The sequence below is a fragment of the Planotetraspora kaengkrachanensis genome (assembly GCF_016862895.1).
Classification (GTDB): Bacteria; Actinomycetota; Actinomycetes; order Streptosporangiales; family Streptosporangiaceae; genus Planotetraspora; species Planotetraspora kaengkrachanensis.
Map to the genome: position 1 here is coordinate 50,445 of NZ_BONV01000050.1, position 19,134 is coordinate 69,578.

General features: G+C 71.8%; 17 protein-coding genes. 4 read left to right on the forward strand and 13 right to left on the reverse strand.

From position 1 onward, the window contains the following. Window positions 1-33: 33 nt before the first annotated feature. The 7 genes from Pka01_RS36860 to Pka01_RS36890 form a co-directional block, all read right to left on the reverse strand. A complete protein-coding gene (locus Pka01_RS36860) occupies window positions 34-825 on the reverse strand; it encodes a sirohydrochlorin chelatase (RefSeq protein ID WP_203887627.1) in 792 nt (263 codons plus the stop codon). Then, on the reverse strand, window positions 822-1,985 hold the full coding sequence (locus Pka01_RS36865; protein ID WP_203887628.1) for a uroporphyrinogen-III synthase: 1,164 nt from the start codon (window positions 1,983-1,985) through the stop codon (window positions 822-824). Before Pka01_RS36865 ends, Pka01_RS36860 begins: the two co-directional genes overlap by 4 nt. Next, complete coding sequence (gene nirD / locus Pka01_RS36870) at window positions 1,982-2,344, reverse strand: nitrite reductase small subunit NirD (RefSeq protein WP_203887629.1); 363 nt, start codon at window positions 2,342-2,344, stop codon at window positions 1,982-1,984. The genes Pka01_RS36865 and nirD overlap by 4 nt, the downstream gene beginning before the upstream one ends. Continuing rightward, window positions 2,341-4,815 carry a nitrite reductase large subunit NirB gene (gene nirB, locus Pka01_RS36875; protein ID WP_203887630.1) on the reverse strand — a complete coding sequence of 825 codons (2,475 nt, stop codon included), beginning with the start codon at window positions 4,813-4,815 and terminating at the stop codon, window positions 2,341-2,343. Before nirB ends, nirD begins: the two co-directional genes overlap by 4 nt. Further along, window positions 4,812-6,215, reverse strand: a complete 1,404-nt coding sequence (locus tag Pka01_RS36880; RefSeq protein WP_203887631.1) for an FAD-dependent oxidoreductase — start codon at window positions 6,213-6,215, stop codon at window positions 4,812-4,814. Before Pka01_RS36880 ends, nirB begins: the two co-directional genes overlap by 4 nt. Beyond that, window positions 6,212-8,326 (reverse strand): molybdopterin oxidoreductase family protein, encoded by a 2,115-nt coding sequence (locus tag Pka01_RS36885; protein WP_203887632.1) that lies wholly within the window; start codon window positions 8,324-8,326, stop codon window positions 6,212-6,214. The genes Pka01_RS36880 and Pka01_RS36885 overlap by 4 nt, the downstream gene beginning before the upstream one ends. A 146-nt stretch (window positions 8,327-8,472) precedes the next feature. Further along, the gene (locus Pka01_RS36890) at window positions 8,473-9,837 is read right to left on the reverse strand and encodes an MFS transporter (protein ID WP_203887633.1); all 1,365 of its coding nucleotides are present in this window, start codon (window positions 9,835-9,837) and stop codon (window positions 8,473-8,475) included. Between the two features lie 213 nt (window positions 9,838-10,050). Between Pka01_RS36890 and Pka01_RS36895 the strand changes: the two genes are divergently transcribed. Next, complete coding sequence (locus Pka01_RS36895) at window positions 10,051-10,527, forward strand: peptide deformylase (protein WP_203887634.1); 477 nt, start codon at window positions 10,051-10,053, stop codon at window positions 10,525-10,527. A 245-nt stretch (window positions 10,528-10,772) separates the two neighbouring features. Further along, on the forward strand, window positions 10,773-11,642 hold the full coding sequence (locus tag Pka01_RS36900; RefSeq protein ID WP_203887635.1) for a peptidoglycan recognition protein family protein: 870 nt from the start codon (window positions 10,773-10,775) through the stop codon (window positions 11,640-11,642). A 7-nt stretch (window positions 11,643-11,649) separates the two neighbouring features. Here the strand turns inward: Pka01_RS36900 and mshC are convergent, their stop codons facing one another. The 6 genes from mshC to Pka01_RS36930 all read right to left on the reverse strand — a co-directional run bounded on the left by mshC (window position 11,650) and on the right by Pka01_RS36930 (window position 16,629). Then, complete coding sequence (gene mshC, locus Pka01_RS36905; protein ID WP_203887636.1) at window positions 11,650-12,861, reverse strand: cysteine--1-D-myo-inosityl 2-amino-2-deoxy-alpha-D-glucopyranoside ligase; 1,212 nt, start codon at window positions 12,859-12,861, stop codon at window positions 11,650-11,652. A gap of 35 nt (window positions 12,862-12,896) precedes the next feature. Next, window positions 12,897-13,631, reverse strand: a complete 735-nt coding sequence (locus tag Pka01_RS36910; protein ID WP_308442318.1) for an NRDE family protein — start codon at window positions 13,629-13,631, stop codon at window positions 12,897-12,899. Between the two features lie 82 nt (window positions 13,632-13,713). Beyond that, window positions 13,714-14,475 carry an SCO1664 family protein gene (locus Pka01_RS36915; protein WP_203887638.1) on the reverse strand — a complete coding sequence of 254 codons (762 nt, stop codon included), beginning with the start codon at window positions 14,473-14,475 and terminating at the stop codon, window positions 13,714-13,716. Window positions 14,476-14,524: 49 nt separating this feature from the next. After that, window positions 14,525-15,103 carry a DUF3090 domain-containing protein gene (locus Pka01_RS36920; RefSeq protein ID WP_203887639.1) on the reverse strand — a complete coding sequence of 193 codons (579 nt, stop codon included), beginning with the start codon at window positions 15,101-15,103 and terminating at the stop codon, window positions 14,525-14,527. A 9-nt stretch (window positions 15,104-15,112) separates the two neighbouring features. After that, window positions 15,113-15,814: a histidine phosphatase family protein gene (locus Pka01_RS36925; protein WP_203887640.1), complete on the reverse strand. Its 702-nt coding sequence runs from the start codon at window positions 15,812-15,814 to the stop codon at window positions 15,113-15,115. Next, window positions 15,811-16,629 (reverse strand): undecaprenyl-diphosphate phosphatase, encoded by an 819-nt coding sequence (locus Pka01_RS36930; RefSeq protein ID WP_203887641.1) that lies wholly within the window; start codon window positions 16,627-16,629, stop codon window positions 15,811-15,813. Before Pka01_RS36930 ends, Pka01_RS36925 begins: the two co-directional genes overlap by 4 nt. Before the next feature lie 35 nt (window positions 16,630-16,664). Between Pka01_RS36930 and Pka01_RS36935 the strand changes: the two genes are divergently transcribed. Beyond that, complete coding sequence (locus Pka01_RS36935) at window positions 16,665-17,600, forward strand: aldo/keto reductase (protein ID WP_203887642.1); 936 nt, start codon at window positions 16,665-16,667, stop codon at window positions 17,598-17,600. A gap of 597 nt (window positions 17,601-18,197) precedes the next feature. After that, the gene (locus Pka01_RS36940) at window positions 18,198-19,082 is read left to right on the forward strand and encodes a hypothetical protein (protein ID WP_203887643.1); all 885 of its coding nucleotides are present in this window, start codon (window positions 18,198-18,200) and stop codon (window positions 19,080-19,082) included. Window positions 19,083-19,134 lie beyond the last annotated feature (52 nt).

Here is a 19,134-nt window from a genome sequence, read left to right on the forward strand (position 1 = left end):
CCGGCCCGCCGCGGCCGCCTGGCCACCCGGCCGTCACGCGTCAGATGCGCCTGTGACGCCGGGGCCGCCCGGCGGCGGGAAGTCCGCGGTCAGGGACAGGCTCGGTAGGCGCCGGGCCCGGACCGGCCGGACCGGCGACACCGGGTGTCCGGCGACGACGGCCCGGTCGAACCTCCGCCACACCAGTGCCGCCACGTCGTCGTCGACGCCGATGGGGGCGCCGACCGCGTCGGCCCCCGAAGCGATCAGGCGTTCGTGGAAGTGCCCCGGAGCCAGCAGGTAGGACGCGATCACGGTCCGCGGGGCGGGCCCGGATCTGATCCGTTCCAGTGCCTGGTCCACCGTCGGGGTCCCGGCCGAGGCGAAGGCCGCCGTCACCGGGCGCGAAAGCCGTACGGAGAGCAGCCGGGCGGCGGCCCTGACGTCCTCGAGCGCGGCCGGGTCCGACGAGCCGGCCGCCCCGAGGACGACGGCGTCGCACGACCGCAGGCCCGCGGCCACGAGCCGCCGGGCGAGGACCGCGGTCAGCAGCGGGTGCGGCCCGAGCTGCCCGGTGACCCGCGCGTCCGGCCGGGTCCGCGCGATCACGGACGGCAGGTCGATGTGCACGTGGTATCCCCCGGCGAGCAGCAGCGGGACGACCACCACGGGCCCGGGCACGGCGGCCAGCACGTCGATGAGGGCGGGCGAGCTGAGCTCAAGGAAGCCGAGCTCCACCCGCCGGCCGGGGCGGGCCCGGCGCACCAGCTCCGCGAGGGAGCGCATGACGGACCCCCACTCCTCGCCGCGGGCCCCGTGCGCAGCGAGGACGAGGGTGGCCGTCATCGTTCGTCCCGGCCGACGGCCAGGCGGTAGCCCCGCTTGACCACCGTCTCCACGATGCCGGAGGGGCCGAGCGCCCGGCGCAGGCGGGTGATCGCCATCTCCACCGCGTGCTCGGCCGAGTCGCGCGACGGGCCGCCTGGCAGGACCATGCGCAGTTCCGCGCGGGCGACCACGTGGCCCGGCCGCTCGGCGAGCCGCTTGAGGACCGACATGGGCGCCGGAGGCAGCGGTTTGAGCTCGCCGTCGACGACCACCGCGTGCCCGCGGATCTCCAGGTCGTGGCCGCCCGCGACGATCCGCGTGACGCCGTTCACGGGCAGGTGACGGGCCAGGGTGCGGGCGAGCGCGCCGAGCCTGGGCCGGTCGGGCCGGACGACCCGCACGCCCCTGGCCTCCAGCGGGGCGGAGGTGACCGAGCCCACGCAGGCGGCGACCACATGCGAGTTGAAGGCCGCGATCAGCGGCTCCTCCAGGCCGTCGGCACGGGCGGCGTTCAGCATGGCGATCACCGCGGGGGCGCTGGTGAACGCCACCGCGTCCACCGAGCCCGTGACGGCCTGGCTCACCAGGCGGCGCAGCGGCGAGGTGTCACGGTAGGGCAGCCATCGGTAGACGGGCACCTCGATGACCTCGGCGCCGGCCTCCCGCAACGCGGCGACGAACCCGGTCAGCGGCTCTCCGTGCAACTGCACGGCGATGCGGCGGCCGCGGAGGTCCTGGGCCAGGAGGTAGTCCTTCACCTCCTCGCAGGACTCCGTGGCGGGCGTCCAGAAGTCGGTCAGCCCGGCCGCCCGGACCGCCCCGAGCGCCTTGGGCCCCCGGGGAAGCAGCCGGGCCGCCTCGAAATGGAGGGCGATGTCGGCGGACAGCCCCCATCCTTCGGTCGCGGCCATCCATCCGCGCAGGCCGACGCCCGTGGTGATCACCACGTAGTCGACCGGAGCCTCCAGGCAGGCGCGGGTGGCCGCGAGCAGGCCGGTGTCCTCGGCCAGGGGCACCAGGCGGATGGCGGGCGCCTGGATCACACGAGCGCCGCGGCGCTCCAGCAGCGCGGAGAACTCCTCGCGACGCCGCGTCGCGGTCACCCCGATGGTGAACCCGGCCAGCGCGTCGGGCGCCGTCTCAGGCGCGACAAGGGGATCGTCCAGAAGCGCGGTCATGCCACGCTCACCTCCACGGTTTCGTCGTTGACGCGAATCGGATAAGTCGGGACGACGACCGCGGGGTCGTCGACGCAGGCACCCGTGACGAGGGAGAAGACCTGCTTGTGCATGGGGGATGCCACGCAGGGTTCGCCGTTCCTGGTTCCGACGATGCCCCGGGACATCACGTGGGCCCCGCTGTACGGGTCGCGGTTCCCGAGCGCGTACAGCCCTCCGTCGAACGTCAGGAAGACCGCCACCTGGTGCCGGCCGACCAGGGCCGCCACGCCGCGTTCGGCGGTGAGGTCGGCGTGGCGGCAGACCCGCGTCCAGGTGCCGTTCTCGGCGGTCGCGTGGGTCTCGGCGGGCGTGGTCATACGCGTACTCCCTCCAGGACGACAGGCACCGGCCTGATCTGGTCGCGCTCGGTCTCGAACACGATCGAGGGGTCGGGGGTGCCGGGGGCGTTCACGAAACTGACGAAGCGACGGAGCTTGTCGGGGTCCTCGATTGCGGCGCGCCACTCGTCGACGTAGGACGCGACGTGCCGTTCCATCTGGGCCTCGAGGTCCGCGCAGATGCCGAGCGAGTCGTCGAGGACGACCGCCCTCAGGTGGTCGAGTCCGCCTTCGAGGCCCTCGATCCACGCCGAGGTCCGCTGGAGCCGATCGGCCGTCCGGACGTAGAACATCAGGAACCTGTCGATGACCCTGACCAGCTCGTCGGCGGGCAGGTCCGCGACGAGCAGGTCCGCGTGCCGGGGCGTGAACCCGCCGTTGCCGCCCACGTAGAGGTTCCAGCCCCGCTCCGTCGCGATGATCCCGAAGTCCTTCGACCGCGCCTCCGCGCACTCGCGGGCGCAGCCGGAGACGGCGGCCTTGAGCTTGTGCGGGGAGCGCAGGCCCCGGTAGCGCAGCTCCAGGGCCACCGCGAGGCCCGCCGAGTCCTGCACGCCGTATCTGCACCAGGTGGAGCCGACGCAGGACTTCACGGTGCGCAGCGCCTTCCCGTACGCGTGGCCGGACTCGAACCCGGCCGCGACGAGCCGCGCCCAGACGGCCGGCAGCTGTTCGACCCGGGCGCCGAGCAGATCGATGCGCTGGCCTCCGGTTATCTTCGTGTACAGCCCGAAGTCGCGGGCCACCTCGCCGATGACGATGAGCTTGTCCGGCGTGATCTCCCCGCCGGGGACGCGCGGGACGACGGAGTAGGTGCCGTTCTTCTGGATGTTGGCCAGGAAGTGGTCGTTGGTGTCCTGCAGGGCCGCCTGCTCGCCGTCGAGGATGTGGCCGTTGCCGAGCGACGCCAGGATCGAGGCCACGACGGGCTTGCAGACGTCGCACCCGCGTCCCGTGCCGTGCTCGGCGACGAGCCGGGAGAACGTGGTGATCCCGCGTACGAGCACGATCTCGAACAGCTCCGCCCGGCTGAGAGCGAAGTGCTCGCACAGTCCCCTCCCGACGTCCACTCCGGACTCGGCCAGGATGCGCCTGAGCATCGGCACGCAGCTGCCGCAGGTGGTTCCGGCGCGCGTGCAATCCTTGACCCCCTGCACGTCGGTCAGCCCGGCCTCCGCGACCGCGGTCCGGACACGGCCCTTGCTGACGTTGTTGCACGAGCAGACCTGCGCATCGTCCGGCACCTCGATCGTCGCGCCGGCGCCGGGGAAGAGCAGGTCGCTCGGGGATCCGGGCAGCGCCTTCCCGACGAACGGCAGCAGCGTGTCATACGGCGTGGCGTCGCCCACGCAGATGCCGCCGAGCAGCGTCATGGCGTCGTCGCTGACGAACAGCTTCTTGTAGACGCCCGCGACGGGGTCGAGGTATGTCACGTCGAGCGCCCCCGACATCGCCCCGAACTGGGCCACCTCGACGCCGAGCAGCTTGAGCCTGGTGGACACGTCCGCGCCCTCGAAGGACGCCGTCCCGCCCATGATCCGGTCGGCGGCGACCTCGGCCTGGGTGAAGCACGGCCCGGCGAGGCCGTACACGATCCCGCCCGCGAGCGCGCACTCGCCGACCGCGTAGACGTGCTCGTCGGAGGTCCGCATCCCCGCGTCGACCACGATGCCGCCCCGCTCGCCGACGTCCAGGCCGCAGTGCCTGGCGAGCTCGTCGCGGGGCCGGATCCCCGCGGAGAACACCACGACCCCGGCCTCGATCGCCCCGCCCTGCGACGTCACCAGCCGCGCGGCCCTGCCGTCCGGGCCCGGCTCGATCGCCCGCACGCCGGTGCCCGTGTGGACGGTCAGGCCGAGCGCCTCGACGTGACCGCGGAGCACGGCGCCGCCGCCCTCGTCCACCTGCCGGGGCATCAGCCGGTCGCCCATCTCGACGATGTGGGTGCCCAGCCCGAGCCCGCGCAGGGCGTCCGCGGCTTCCAGGCCCAGCAGCCCTCCCCCCACGACCACTCCGGAGCCTGCCCGCCCGGCCGCCTCCCTGATCGCGTCCAGGTCGTCGATGGTCCGGTACACGAAGCATCCCGGCAGGTCTCGCCCCGGCACGGGCGGCACGAAGGGCGCCGATCCGGTGGCGAGCACCAGGACGTCGTACGGCTCGGCCTGTCCCGCGTCCGTGACGACGGTTCGGTTGACCCGGTCGATGCCGGCGACCCTGCGGCCGAGCCGGAGCGTGACGCCGTCGGGGACGGGACAGGTCAGGTCCTCGGCGCTCCTGCCCTGCAGGTACGAGGTGAGCGCGACCCGGTCGTACGCCGGCCGCGGCTCCTCCCCGAATACGGTGATCCGCCCGGGGAATCCGCGCCGGGCAAGGTTCTCGATCAGCCGGTGCGCCGCGGGCCCGAACCCCACGACGACGACCCGGGTCCCGGTCTCGGGTCGGGAGGTCATGCGCTCACCCCTTCCTGCTCCGACAACCACCCGACGATTCCCTCCACCGCGTCGCGGCAGCCTCCGCATCCGGTGGTGGCCGCCGTCGCGGCCGTCACGGCCGGCAGATCACGGGCGCCGGCCTCCCAACAGGCCCGGATCTGGCCCTTCGTCACGTTGTTGCAGTGGCAGACCTGTGCCGAGTCGGGCATCCGCACCGGGCTCTGCGCCACCGCGACGTCGGCCAGGACGCCGGGGAACAGCAGCCCGGCCCGATCGGCGGGAAGCGGTCCCCCTCTGTCGAACAGCCGTGTCAGCGTGCCGACGGCCGGCGTCTCGCCCAGCAGGATCGCCCCGACCAGCCGGCCGTCCCGGATGACGAGTTTCCGATAGGTGCCGTTGCGGCGGTGACTGAAGCTGACGATCTCCGCCTGCTCGTCGGTCAGGTGGGTCTCGCCCATCGCCGCCAGCTCGACACTCCTGGCCTTGAGCCGCGTCACCATGCGGGACCCGCGGTAACGCGCGGCCCGATCCGCCCCGGTGACGACGTCGGCGGCGACGGCCGCCTGCTCCCACGCGGGCGAGACGAGTCCGTAGACCATGCCCGCGTGCTGGGCGCACTCCCCGATCGCGAAGATCGCGGGATCGTCCGTGCGCAGTTCGTCGTCCACGACGACGCCTCGGTCCACCTCCAGGCCCGCGTCGCGGGCGAGGCCGACCACCGGCCGGACGCCACACGCGAGGACGACCAGGTCGGCGTCCATCGACTCGCCTGTGGACAGGTCCACCCGCCGTTCGTGGACGGCGCTCACCGTCACTCCGGTGCGCACCCGGACACCGAGCGCCCCGAGAGTCTGCCGCAGGACCAGGCCCGCCTCCACGTCGAGCTGCCGCTCCATCAGGTGATCGCCCAGGTGCAGCAGCGTCACCGGGACGCCCCGCCCGGCGAGGCCGCGGGCCGCCTCGATGCCGAGCAGCCCGCCGCCGACGACCGCCACGCCGCGCGCGGACGTCGCCGCCTTCCTGATCCGGTCGCAGTCGTCCAGGGTCCGGAACGGCAGCGCCCGCCCGGCCCCGGGGATCGACGGCACGACCGGTTCGCTGCCGGTCGCCAGGACCAGCACGTCGTACGGCTCCCGCGTCCCGTCGGACGCGAGGACCGTCTTCCGATCCCGGTCGATCGCGGTCACCCGGACGCCAAGGCGCGCGGTCACGTCGTGCTCGCCGTACCAGGCGGGGTCCACCAGGCGGGCCTGGTCGGGGGTGGACGTGCCGGCCAGCACGTTGGACAGCAGCACCCGGTTGTACGGCTGCCGCGCCTCCGCGCCGAAAACCGTGATCCGGACGTCCCGGCTCCGCGAACGCACCTCGCCGACGAGGCGTGCGCCCGCCATCCCGTTGCCCACCACCACGAGCCTCACGCGACACGCTCCACCGCGACCGCGCAGACCTTGAACTCCGGCATCCCGGACACCGGATCGAGCGCGGCGTTGGTCAGCCTGTTGACGCCGTCCCAATGGAACGGCATGAACACGGTGTCCGGCAGGACCACCGGGCTCACCTTGGCCATGGCCTCGACGACGCCGCGCCTGCTCCGGACCCGTACCCTGCCGCCGGGCTCGACACCGAGCCGTCCGGCCAAATCGGGGTGCAGCTCGACGAAGACCTCCGGGGACGCCTCGTTGAGCGCGGCGATGCGGCGGGTCTGGGCCCCGGACTGGTAGTGCGCCAGCACCCGGCCGGTCGTGAGATAGATCGGGAAGTCGGTGTCGACGTCCTCGGCCGGCGGCCGGTGATCCACCGGCACCAGCCTGGCCAGGCCGTCCGGGGTGGCGAAGTGCTCGAGGAAGGGGCGCGGGGTTCCCGGGTGGGCGATCTCGCCGGGCGCCTCGGCGGGGCACGGCCAGAAGACGCCCGTCTCCGCGGCTATCCGCTCGTAGGTGACGCCCGAGTAGTCGGCGATCCCTCCCTGTGAGGCCCGGCGGAGCTCACCGAAGACCGTTCCCGGGTCGGCTGGGAAGCCCTTGTGATGCCCCAGCCGTCCGGCGAGGCCGGACAGGATCGACAGGTCGCTGCGCACACCCGCGGGCGGATCGGCCGCCCTGCGGCGCAACAGCACCCGTCCCTCCAGGTTCGTGATCGTGCCGGACTCCTCGGCCCACTGGGTGGTCGGGAGGACCACGTCAGCGAGCGCGGCGGTCTCGGACGTCACGATGTCGGAGACCACGAGCAGGTCGAGCGCGCCGAGCCCGCGGGCCACCCGCCCGGCGTCCGGGGCGGACACCGCGGGATTGGAGCCGAACACGAGCAGCGCCCGCGGGCCGCCGGGGGTGCCGAGCGCGTCGAGCATCTCGAACGCGGACCTGCCCGGCCCCGGCAGGTCCGCGGGATCGACCCCCCAGACGGACGCGACGTGGGCCCGCGCGGCCGGATCGTCGATCTTGCGGTAGCCGGGAAGCTGGTCGGCCTTCTGCCCGTGTTCACGGCCGCCCTGGCCGTTGCCCTGGCCCGTGACGCATCCGTACCCGGAGCCCTCCCTGCCCGGCAGGCCGAGCACGAGGGCCAGGTTGACGAACGACGTGACGGTGTCGGTGCCCTTGGCGTGCTGCTCCGCGCCGCGCCCGGTCAGGATCATCGCGCGCTCCGCGTCGCCCAGGATCCGTACGGCTTCGCGCATGGCGGCGGCCGGCACGCCGGTCACGCGCTCGGCCCGCTCGGGCCACCACGCGGCGACCGAGGTGCGGACCCGCTCGAACCCGGTGGTGCGTCCCGCCAGGTAGTCCAGGTCGGCGTGGCCGTCGGCGATCGCGACGTGGAGCAGGCCGAGGGCCAGCGCGAGGTCCGTCCCCGGTGCGGGCCGCAGGTGGAGATCGGCGACCCTGGCCGTCCGAGTGGTCCGCGGGTCGATGACCACCAGCCGGCCACCGCCGTCCCGCATCCTCGTCAGATGCCTGACGAACGGCGGCATGGTCTCGGCGACGTTGACCCCGGCGAGCAGAACCGCGCCGGCCCGGCCGATGTCGGTGATCGGGAAGGGCAGCCCTCTGTCCATGCCGAAGGCCCGGTTGGCCGCGGCGGCCGCCGACGACATGCAGAACCGGCCGTTGTAGTCGATCTGGCTCGTCCGCAGGACCACTCGGGCGAACTTGCCGAGCAGGTAGGCCTTCTCGTTCGTCAGCCCGCCGCCACCGAACACGGCGACCGCGTCGGGCCCGTACCGCGCCTGGACGTCCCGGACACGCCGGGCCACGAAGTCCAGCGCCTCGTCCCAGCCGACCCGCCTGCCGTGAAGCAGCGGCGAGGTCAGGCGCTCGGGCGAATCCAGCAGTGCGGCGGCGGTCCAGCCCTTCTGGCAGAGGTTCCCCGCGTTTGCGGGGATGTCCTCGCGGGCCTCGATGCCGATTCCCCCGCCTCCTCCGCGTCCGTCCACGACCTGCATGCCGCACTGCAGCGCGCAGTACGGGCAGTGGGTCGCCGTTCTCACCGGATCCCGGGGCATCACAGGCCCCGGAGGGGATAGTGAGATCGGCATGGGTCCGATGGTGCTTTCAGGCGGTTTCACAGCTGGGTCCCTTCTGTTACTGCTGTGCTACAAGCCGCTAACCGCGCTCACTGTGCGGCCGGCCGGATGTGAGCGCGCCGGGCGTGCCGCGGCGAGGCCCGGGGGGCGGACGGGGCTCAGGGGCGCGCGGCGGCGAGACTGGGAGCGAGCCGCAGCCCCACGGTCCGCAGATAGCAGAACCACGTCAGCGCGAGACATCCCACGTAGAAGGCGGCGAAGGCCATGAGTGCCGCTCCGGCGCCCCCCGTGGACGCGATCGACGCGCCGAACCCCCGGTTGATGAAGAACCCGCCGAAGGCCCCCACCGCCGAGATGATCCCGATCGCCGCCGAGGCGTCCCTGCGCCCGATCACCAGGGCCTTCCGGCGTGCGGCCTCGTCGCCTGGCGCGACCCCCTCCAGTGCCTTCGCCCGGAAGATCGCCGGAATCATGCGGTAGGTCGAGCCGTTGCCGACGCCTGACGCGGCGATCAGCAGCAGGTAGGCGCCGAAGAACAGGTGGGGACTGCGCGCCTCGAGCCCGCTCCGGACCAGCAACAGCGCGCCGGCCATCGCGGCGAAGTTCACGAACGTCACCCGTGCGCCACCGAGCCTGTCGGACAGCCTGCCGCCGAGGGGACGCACGAGCGAGCCGAGGAGCGAGCCCGCGAACGCGTACGTGACGAGCGACGCCTCACCGGGGAACTGCGACTTGAGGAGCAGCGGGAAGGCCGTCGAATAGCCGATGAACGAGCCGAACGTGCCGATGTAGAGGATCGACATGATCCATGTCTGCCCTCGGCCGATGACCTTGAGTTGCTCCCTCGGAGCGGTCTTCGCGACGGTCAGGTTGTCCATGAACGCGAAGGCCCCGACCGCCGCCGCGAGGATGAACGGGACCCAGAACAGACCCGCGGCGGCCAGCCCGAAGGCGCCGATCACGATCGGCATGAGCAACTGCACCGAGCTGACCCCGATGTTGCCGCCCGCGGCGTTGAGGCCGAGCGCCCACCCCTGTCTCGACTGGGGATAGAAGTGGCTGATGTTCGCCATGCTTGAGGCGAAGTTCCCCCCGCCGAGGCCCGCGGTCGCCGCGATCGCGAGGAACGCCCAGTACGGCGTGCCCGGGTCGCCCACCGCCACCGCCAGGAGGACGGCGGGGACCAGGAGCAGCAGCGCGCTGACGACCGTCCAGTTCCTGCCACCGAACACGGCTGGGGCGAAGGTGTAGGGCACGCGCAGGGCCGACCCCACGAGATTGGGCAGCGCGACGATCCAGAACAGCTGGTCGGTGGAGAACCGGTACGCCCCCAGTTCGACCGCGACGATGCTCCAGACGGTCCAAAGGGTGAAGCCGAGGTGCTCCGCCAGGATCGACAGGACGAGGTTGCGCCGGGCGACCCGGGCGCCCGTGCCCACCCAGAATCCGGGATCGTCAGGACGCCACTCGCTGATCCAGCGCCCCTTCGCCGGGGCGGTCCCCGCTGCCTCGGTCACGCTCATGATTCCTCCTGCGTCGGATCGGGAGGATCACGAAGCTAGGAGAGGCGCGTTTCGCACATTGACTCTCTGTGACCGTGCGAGCGTTACATGTGTCGCACTCGCGTAACGCGCGAAATATACCTATCACCCATGCAATACGGATTTAACAAAGGTTGGTACAACGCCAAACTGGGGACTTTCGTTGTGGTGTCGTCTTCGCCGCGGGGAGCGTGCATGACTGTCCGTCAGATCCGGATGTTCGCAGATCCAGTGCTACGGAGCGTAGCCGAACCCGTCACCGTGTTCGACCGGTCCCTCAGGGACCTCGTCCGGTCACTCACCGCCACCATGCGAGCCGGTCCGGGACGCGCCGGGCTCGCCGCCCCCCAGATCGGAGTCCCGCTCCGGGTGCTCGCGTTCGATCTGGACGGCAAGGCGGGCCACATCGTCAATCCGCGTCTTGAAATGTCCCATCGCATGATCGTCGCGGACGAGGCCTGCCTGTCCGCGCCGGGCATGTGGTGGCCGAGGGCCCGGTCGTTCTCCGTGGTCGTCCGCGGCAGGAACATGTACGGCAAGCCGATCACGGTGAGGGCGATCGGACTGCTGGCCAGGGTCCTGCAGCACGAGGCCGACCACCTGGACGGCGTGCTGTTCATCGACGCCCTGCCCGACGAGGACAAGCGGCGTTTCCTGGCCGCCATTCCCTGAGCCGATCCGACGCTCACCCCATTAACGGACAATGGCCATGTGACATGTACACGGGATGCCATTCCGGGTATTCAGTGTTCGATCAGGACGACAGGCCTTCGGCGTCGGTAATATTCCCGGGACATATCGGTTGACAAAGGACCGGTTTGCTGCGGAGAGGAATAGCGAACGCAGAGGCCGGGGATATCGACGCAACCTCCCGACGGATGTGGACCCCCGAAGTCCACCGCTCACTTGGGAGGGTCATGTCCGCGTTCTCTCAGCTCGGCCTGAGGCTGCGCGAAACGCCCGTCACCCGCCGGGCGTTTCTGCTCGCCGGGACCGGGCTGGCCGGCGGCCTGCTGCTCGGAGCGTCGGCTCAGGCGTTCTCCGGAGGGCCCGCTCGCCCGCGCATCTACACGCGCAGCGAGTGGCACGCGGCGCCGCCCAAGACCAGGGCGGTGATCCTCAACCGGACTCCCGACCGGCTCGTCGTCCATCACACGGCCACGTCCAACACGAGCGACCAGAGCCTGGACGCCGCGTTCCGGCTGTCCCGGGCGATCCAGCGCTACCACATGCGCCACAACGACTGGGCGGACATCGGCGAGCAGTTCACCGTCAGCCGGGGCGGCCAGATCATGGAGGGCCGCAACAGGACGCTGCCCGCCATCGAGGAGGGAAGGCACGTCATGGGCGCCCAGGTCGCCGACCACAACCGCCACACCCTCGGCATCGAGACCGAGGGCACGTACATGGAGGACCTGCCCACCGAGGGCCAGCTCGCCTCCCTGACCAGCCTGCTGGCCTGGCTGTGCGAGGTCTACCAGCTGGACCCCGCCAAGGCGATCATCGGGCACCGGGACCTCAACTCCACGTCCTGCCCGGGTGACCGCCTCTACGGATACCTCCCCCAGCTCCGCGAGGACGTGGCCCGCAAGCTCGGCGGGCGAGGCCGGTCGGACGACGCGCGCCTCGCCCTGCCGGACGCCTCACCGCCGGACCCGGCCCTGCTCGCCGCGCCCGGCCTCATCATCGAAGGACCGGCGCATCTGCAGCGGCCGCTCAGGGCCTACGACCACGGCCCTGGGCTGGGACCCCACGATCATCCGTGGACGGCCGGCCCGCGCCCCTGAGCGGTGCTCAGAGCTCGACGCCGAGCAGGGCGTCGGCGATGTCCCGCACCAGGGCGGGGGCGGTCGTGTCCGCGCCCTCCCCGGCGGCCCACTCGTCGATGAGGGCGAGGGCGCCCGGAGCGTCGAGGTCGTCGGCGATCCGCTCCCTGACCCCGGCCAGCACCGCCAGGCCGTCCGGGCCGGACGCGCGGCCGACCGCCGCCCTCCACCGGGCGAGGCGCTCCTCGGCCCGCTCGAGCTGCCCCGGCGTCCATTCCCAGTCGGACCGGTAGTGGTGGGCCAGCAGCGCCAGCCGTACGGCCATGGGATCGGTCACGGGGCGGAGCCTGGAGACGAAGACGAGGTTGCCCTTCGACTTCGACATCTTCTCGCCGTCGAGCGCGACCATGCCCGCGTGCACGTAGGCCCGGGCGAACGGCCACTCCCCGGTGGCCACATGGCCCTCGCAGGCGCCCATCTCGTGGTGCGGGAAGATCAGGTCGGAGCCGCCGCCCGCCACGTCGAAGCCGCTGCCGAGGTTCCGCAGGGCGATGGCCGTGCATTCGACGTGCCAGCCGGGACGGCCGGGGCCGAACGGCGACGCCCAGGACGGCTCACCGGGCCGCTCGGCCCTCCAGAGCAGCCAGTCGAGCGGATGGCGCTTGCCGGGCCGGTCGGGGTCGCCGCCGCGCTCGCGGAACAGCTCGAGCATCTGCTCCTCCGAGTAGCCCGACACCGCGCCGAACTTGGGCGCGGCCGCCACGGAGAAGTAGACGTCGCCGTCGAGCCGGTAGGTCGCGCCCCGCTCGCTGAGCCTGCCCACGAGGGCGGCGATCTCGTCGACGACCTCGGTCACCCCGACGTAATCCCGGGGCGGCAGGATCCGCAGGGCCTCCATGTCGGAACGGAACAGGTCGATCTCGCGCCCGGCCAGGTCCTGCCAGTCCACGCCGGTCGCCTGGGCGCGCTCGAGCAGCGGATCGTCCACGTCCGTGGCGTTCTGGGTGTAGTGGACCTCGTGGCCGGCGTCCCGCCATGCCCGGTTGACAAGGTCGAAGGCCAGATAGGTGTTGGCGTGCCCCAGATGGGTGGCGTCGTACGGCGTGATGCCGCAGACGTACATCCGCGCCTGTCCCGACGGCCTGGTCTCGCGCACGTCGCGGGCGGCGGTGTCGTACAGACGGAGCGGAACGCCCGAACCGGGCAATTTGGGGATGTTCGGCGCAGACCACGATCGCATGTTGTGCAGCCTATCCGCGTGACCGCGGGCTCGGCTCAGGCGGGATCACCCGTGTGCACCCGGTACCAGGACGAGGGGTCCCCCGGCGTGGGCAGGAAGTCGAAGCGCATGCCCTCCTCGGCCACCGCGACGAGGCTCACGGACAGGCTCGCGAAGACCCGGCCGTCCTCCAGCCGGTGCCGGAAGATCAGCGCCCGGGGGTCGTCGGCGGCCAGCCCGGCGCCCGACGCCAGCTCGAGCCACTCTCCCCAGAAACGATCCGGGGATCCTCCGTTCAGCCATCGCGGGCGCTGCGCGAACGCGAAGGCCGGGCGGAAGGCCGCGACCCGGGGATGATCGTCACCCTGTTCCCAGCCGCTGTTGACCAGCATGTGGACGCCCCGCGGCAGCTTGTCCTCGGCGAGCCGCTCGCCGTCCCAGCTCCACAGCCGCACGCCGTCCAGACCGGCGACGACGAGATGGAAGGGGTCGTACCTGAACAGCTCGATGGGCGGGAGTTCGCCCGCCTCCGCCGCCTCGAGCGGCAGATCGCCGCGTGTGCGGCGCAGTTCCTCGGCCGCGGGGGTCCCATGGCCGTTGAGCAGCACGGCGACCCTCCGCGCGGCGGGCGCCGCCGCGAGCCACGTGCCGCCGGCCTGAAGGTCGCGGCCGCCGATCAGGCCCGGCCGATCAGGCCAGTGCCGGTCGGGCGACAACCACGGGCGCGTGACGAACTCGTCACGCACCCCGACGAGGAGCACCGGAACCTCGGATTCCGGCTCCACGCTCACAATGACCGTACACAACGTGCGTTCCCTCCAGAATCGGTAGAGACTCCTGCAGAGTGCACAATCAGAGCATTTCGCGCAAGTGCTAGATCGGCGGCCATGGAATCGCCGGCCAGTCCTCTGACGGATACGGGTGGATGCCGGTCTTGAGCAACCGTTCGACCCGCAACCACGTGGCCTCCACTTCGGCGGGCGTGAGCAGCTCACGCAGCCGCCTGCCCAGCCGTCCGCGCTCCAGGTCGCGCTCCAGGGCGGTCAGCATCGTCACCGCGTCCCGGGACAACTGCTTGCCCCGCCACTGCCATAACACCGTGCGCAGCTTGTCGTCGGCCGAGAAGCACACGCCGTGGTCGACCCCGTAGACGTGCCCGTCCTCCAGCGGCAGCAGGTGGCCGCCCTTGCGATCGGCGTTGTTGACCACCGCGTCGAAGACCGCCATCCGCCGCAGGGCCGGGTGCCGGCTGCGGACCAGGGCCAGCAGGTCGGCCTCCGGATCAGTGTCGATCCACAGTTGGACCATGCCGGGGCCGAACGGCCCGTCACGGTAGACCGTGGGCGGGACGATCCGCCACCCGGTGGCCGCCGCCACCTCGTAGGCCGCCACCTCGCGCGCGGCCAGGGTGCCGTCGGGGAAGTCCCACAGCGGGCGCTCACCCCGCACGGGCTTGTAGACGCACGCGGCCACCTGCCGGCCATTGCGGATGGAGCAGTACAACGTCATGTTCGTCGCCTCGACGAGGCGGCCGGCCACCTCCAGCGTGCCGTCGCGCAGCAACCGCATGGCGCTCTCGTCGTCCAGCCCTGACCCGTCGAGGTCGCCCGGGGTCGGCTCGCCCTCGGCCGTCATCCGGCTCCCTGCCCGGCCGCCCCGCGGGCGGCGCTCCTCGTGATCTCGCTCACACCGACAGCCCCCCGGGGTGGTGGCCGTTGAGGCGCACGCAGATGTGACCGTCGGGGTCCAGCGGCTGGCCGCACAACGGGCACGGAGGCCGGCCGGCCGCCACCACGTCGAGGGCGCGGCGGCTGAACGCGCGGGCGGCCGCGGGGCTGATCCTGACCCGGAGGATGGCGGGCTCGGGCCTGTCGTCGTCGACGTCCATGACGAACGGCTCTTCGTCCTCGTCGCCCTCGGTGGCCTCCTGGGCCTCGATCACGACCTGCGAGGTGTCGGGGTCCCAGGCGAGCGCCATGGTCCCCACCCGGAAGTCCTCGTCGATGGGAAGGTCGAGGGGCCCCTCGTCGGTCAGGTCGGCCGGGGCCATGGCGGGGACGGGCGCACGGCCGCCGCTGCGGCGCAGCACCTCGTCAAGCAACTCGTCCAGCCGATCGGCGAGCACGGCTACCTGGAATTTCTCGAGCGCCACGGTCGTGACCCTGCCCTGACCTCGGGCTTGCAGGAAGAAGGCGCGTGCTCCTGGTTGCCCGACGGCACCGGCCACGAACCTGTCAGGCGGATCATAGTCGAAGACCGGCATAGCCCGACCCTATGTCGTCCCTGGTCCACCGCCGACAGCGGCGTCACTCCCGGTGGGGTTTTCTCCCCCGCCTGACTCACCCGCAACCTCGTCGCGAGGCATCAGATCGGCGACATCTCCCCCGATGTCATTGGATCTGAGCAGGAAGGGACGCAAGGGGGTGTAGCGGATCACGGTGAGCGACGCCGGGTCCGCGGTTATCCGCTGGAACTGGTCCAGGTGCAACCCGAGGGCGTCCGCCACGATCGCCTTGATCACATCGCCGTGACTGCAGACGAGATAGGTCGCCTTCTCGCCCAGCCGCTCGTTCCACTCCCGCACGGCCCGCACCGCCCGGCTCTGCACGTCGGCCATCGCCTCACCGCCCGGGAAGACGGCCGCGCTCGGATGGGCCTGCACGACCCGCCACAGCGGCTCCTCGGCCAGTTCCTTCAGCGGCCGGCCCGTCCACTCGCCGTAGCCGCACTCGCCGAACCTGTCGTCGGTCTGCACAGGAACGGACCTGCCCCCGGCGACGGCGGCCGCCGTCTCCTGGCAGCGCTCCAGCGGGCTGGAGACGATCGCGTCCAGCTCGAGGGGAGCCAGGCGCCGGCCGAGCGTCTCCGCCTGCTCGCGCCCGCGCTCGTTCAGATGGACACCGGGAGTCCACCCGGTCAGCACGGGCCCGGTCATGGCCGTCAGGCCGTGCCGTACGAGCAGGACGGTCGTCACGAGGAGATCACGCCCAGGCCGAGCAGGGTCAGCAGGAAGGCGCCCGCGAAGACCCGGTAGATGACGAAGACGTTGGTGGAGTGCTTGGAGACGTAGCGCAGAAGCCAGGCGATCGAGGCGTACCCCACGATGAAGGAGACGACGGTGGCGATCACCGTGGGGGCCAGGGGCACCCCGCCGCCGTCACCGAAGTGGCGGAACTCGAAGAGCCCGGAGAGGATCACCGCGGGGATCGACAGGAGGAAGGAGTACCGCGCCGCCGCCTCACGCGTGTAGCCGAGGAACATGGCGCCGGTCATCGTCGAGCCGGAGCGCGAGGCGCCGGGGATCAGCGGCAGCATCTGCCACGCGCCGATGATGAGGCCGTCGCGCATGTTGAGGTCGCCGATCTCCTTCTTCTTGCGGCCGAACTGGTCGGCGACCAGCAGGAGGAGGCCGAAGACGATGAGCATGACCGCGTTCAGCCAGAGGTTGCGCGCGGGACCCTCGATCGCGTCCTTGAAGATCAGCCCCGCCAGGCCGATCGGGATCGTGCCCAGGCCGATGTACCAGCCCATCCGCGCGTCGAGGTCCTGACGCAGCTCCGGCGTCCACAGGCTGCGCAACCAGGTCGTGAAGATCCGGATGATGTCGCGCCAGAAGTAGATCACCACTGCCGCCATCGTGCCGAGTTGGATGACCGCGGTGAAGGCGGCACCCGGGTCGGACCAGCCGGCGAGCTTGGGAACGATGAGCAAGTGCGCTGAGCTCGAGATCGGCAGGAACTCGGTGAGCCCCTGGACGATGCCGAGAACGGTGGCCTGAAGTACGTCCATGGTCCGGACAGCCTATCGGCTAGTCTTACCCGGCAATGGATCAGCGATTTGTCGGGCGCAGCGGTCTGACCGTGTCCCGCATCGGCCTCGGCACGATGACCTGGGCCCGCGACACGTCCGCCGAGGAGGCCACGGCGCAGATCACCGCGTTCGCCGACGCCGGGGGCACGCTGATCGACACCGCCGACGTCTACGGCGGGGGCGACGCCGAGCGGCTGATCGGCCGGCTGATCCGCGACGTCGTCCGGCGCGACGAGCTGGTGATCGCCACCAAGGCGATCCTCACGCCCGAGGGCGGCGCGGACGGCTCCCGCCGCCACCTCATCCGGGCGCTCGACGCCTCACTCGCCCGACTGGGCATCGACGAGGTCGACCTGTGGCAGATGCACGCGTTCGACCCGCGCATCCCCCTGGACGAGACGCTCGCCGCCGTCGACCACGCCGTCTCCACAGGCCGTACGGCATACGCCGGGGTGTGCAACTACGCCGGATGGCAACTCGCGGCGGCGGCCGTCCGGCAACGTTCGGGCGAGTCACGCGCACCCCTGGTGGCGGCCCAGCTCGAGTACTCCCTCCTGGCCCGTGAGGCGGAGGTGGAGGTGTTCCCGGCGGCCGACCACGTCGGCGCGGGCGTGCTGGCCTGGTCGCCGCTCGGGCGCGGCGTGCTCACCGGGAAGTACCGCACCGGGATCCCCGCCGACTCCCGGGCGGCGACCCCGCACTTCGCCGAGTTCGTCCGCCCCTATCTCGACGAACGCTGCCGCAGCATCGTCGAATCCGTCTCCACCGCCGCCGAAGGCCTGGGCGTCTCCCCGCTCGCCGTCTCCCTCGCCTGGGTCCGCGACCGCCCGGGCGTGTCGTCGGCCATCGTCGGCGCCCGCACCCACGCCCAACTGCTCGGCGTGCTCGAGGCCGAGCAGCTCACACTCCCCCGCGAAATCCGCGACGCCCTCGACGATGTAAGCGTCTAATTGCGCTGTGTTTGATTGCCTCGCCTCCGGCTCGGCGGGCTCGGGGCGCCCTGCTTGTCTGCCTCGCCTCCGGCTCGGCGTGCTCGGTGCGCCCTTGAGGCCGTGTCTTCCCTCGTCGTTCGGAGTCGCTCGTTCCTCGCTCCCCGCTCACTCCTCAGTCCAGACACGGCCGCGCCCCTCGCGTTCCACGTTGCTCATGTGTCGACATGAGCTCCCGCGTCCTTGCTCGTGCCCATGGACGTCGTGAGGGAACGGAGACTGACCTGCGGTGCGAGACCGTCACGCTCGGGGCGCGGCCGGGATCTGGACTGAGGAACGCCCGCAGCGAGGAACGAGCGAGGACGTGACGAGGGAAGACCCGGCCTAAAGGGCGCCCCGAGCCCGCGCGAGCGGAGCGAGCGCAATAAAAACGAGAGAGGGCCTCACGTATCACGCATCGATACCGAATCGCAACTTGCTGCTGCATAACTTGGTGCTCCGGCGAAGAGTGGCAAGAGTAGCGCGAGACGAAGTTAGTGGTACGGAAGGGGACAGATGGGGATCGCACGTAATGCCTCTGCCGGGGCATTGGCGTTCGCTCTCACGGGTGGGATTCCCTTGGTCGCGGCACAACCGGCGCAGGCGGTCGACTGCACGGGGAGCGGCCTGATCTCCACGGTGACGAGCGGCCTGTGCTCGATCCTCGGCGGCGTGGACGACACGGTCGACGGGGTGACGGACGTTGTCGACGGCGCGACGGGCGGTCTGACGGCACCCGTGACGGAGGGCGTCGACGCCGTGGTCGGGGGTGTGACGGACGGGACGGGCGGCGCCGTCAGCGAGGTCGGGGAGGCCGTGGACGACACCGTCGACTCGGCCGTCGACGCCGTGGGCGGGACGGTCAAGAAGGTCACGGACCCGCTGACCGGCGGGTCCGGGGGCTCCGGAGGGACGGGTGGCTCCGGTTCCGGCGGATCCGGCGGCGGCGGCACGCCCGGCGGCGGTGCCGAGCCGACCCCGGGGGCGTGCATCGAGTTGCTGGGCCTCGGCGGCGACTGCGACGGCGAGCAGGCCGTGCCGCCACCGGCTGACACTCCCAAGAAGCCGCGGCTCGTGAACCGGCCCCCGGTCAGGACGCCCGCGGGAACACTCCCATCGGAGCCGGCCCGCACGATCGAGCTGCCGCGGTTCACTCCGGCGGGCGGCAAGGACGTCGCGCCTGACCCGCGGGTGAACCTCGACGAGGACGGCGCCATCCCCCTCCTCTGGCCGGGCAACCAGGAGATCCCCGGACTCCAGGGCGGGTCGAAGACCGATCGGATCCGCCCGGCCCAGCCGTACGACGCGGCGGGGACGGCCCTTACGGCGGCGCTGCTTCTGTCGGCGGTGCTCGCCACGCGCGTGGTGTCGGCACGGCGCGCCCGGATGGAGCAGCGCGAGTCGATCCCGTTCGAGGGTGGAGCGCGGGCCGCGCGGGGGTCGGGGCGCCACCGGCTCGCCTGAACGCGACACCGCCGCGAGGTCCGGCCGAGGAGGCATCACCTTCCTCGGCCGG

Bases quoted from the DNA above. Each gene is read 5' to 3' on its own strand.
- Pka01_RS36865 (WP_203887628.1), bottom strand. From the start codon at position 1,985: ATGACCGCGCTTCTGGACGATCCCCTTGTCGCGCCTGAGACGGCGCCC.
- Pka01_RS36860 (WP_203887627.1), bottom strand. From the start codon at position 825: ATGACGGCCACCCTCGTCCTCGCTGCGCACGGGGCCCGCGGCGAGGAG.
- Pka01_RS36915 (WP_203887638.1), bottom strand. From the start codon at position 14,475: ATGACGGCCGAGGGCGAGCCGACCCCGGGCGACCTCGACGGGTCAGGG.
- Pka01_RS36885 (WP_203887632.1), bottom strand. From the start codon at position 8,326: ATGCCGATCTCACTATCCCCTCCGGGGCCTGTGATGCCCCGGGATCCG.
- Pka01_RS36900 (WP_203887635.1), top strand. From the start codon at position 10,773: ATGTCCGCGTTCTCTCAGCTCGGCCTGAGGCTGCGCGAAACGCCCGTC.
- Pka01_RS36920 (WP_203887639.1), bottom strand. From the start codon at position 15,103: ATGCCGGTCTTCGACTATGATCCGCCTGACAGGTTCGTGGCCGGTGCC.
- Pka01_RS36890 (WP_203887633.1), bottom strand. From the start codon at position 9,837: ATGAGCGTGACCGAGGCAGCGGGGACCGCCCCGGCGAAGGGGCGCTGG.
- nirB (WP_203887630.1), bottom strand. From the start codon at position 4,815: ATGACCTCCCGACCCGAGACCGGGACCCGGGTCGTCGTCGTGGGGTTC.
- Pka01_RS36895 (WP_203887634.1), top strand. From the start codon at position 10,051: ATGACTGTCCGTCAGATCCGGATGTTCGCAGATCCAGTGCTACGGAGC.
- Pka01_RS36930 (WP_203887641.1), bottom strand. From the start codon at position 16,629: ATGGACGTACTTCAGGCCACCGTTCTCGGCATCGTCCAGGGGCTCACC.
- mshC (WP_203887636.1), bottom strand. From the start codon at position 12,861: ATGCGATCGTGGTCTGCGCCGAACATCCCCAAATTGCCCGGTTCGGGC.
- Pka01_RS36935 (WP_203887642.1), top strand. From the start codon at position 16,665: ATGGATCAGCGATTTGTCGGGCGCAGCGGTCTGACCGTGTCCCGCATC.
- nirD (WP_203887629.1), bottom strand. From the start codon at position 2,344: ATGACCACGCCCGCCGAGACCCACGCGACCGCCGAGAACGGCACCTGG.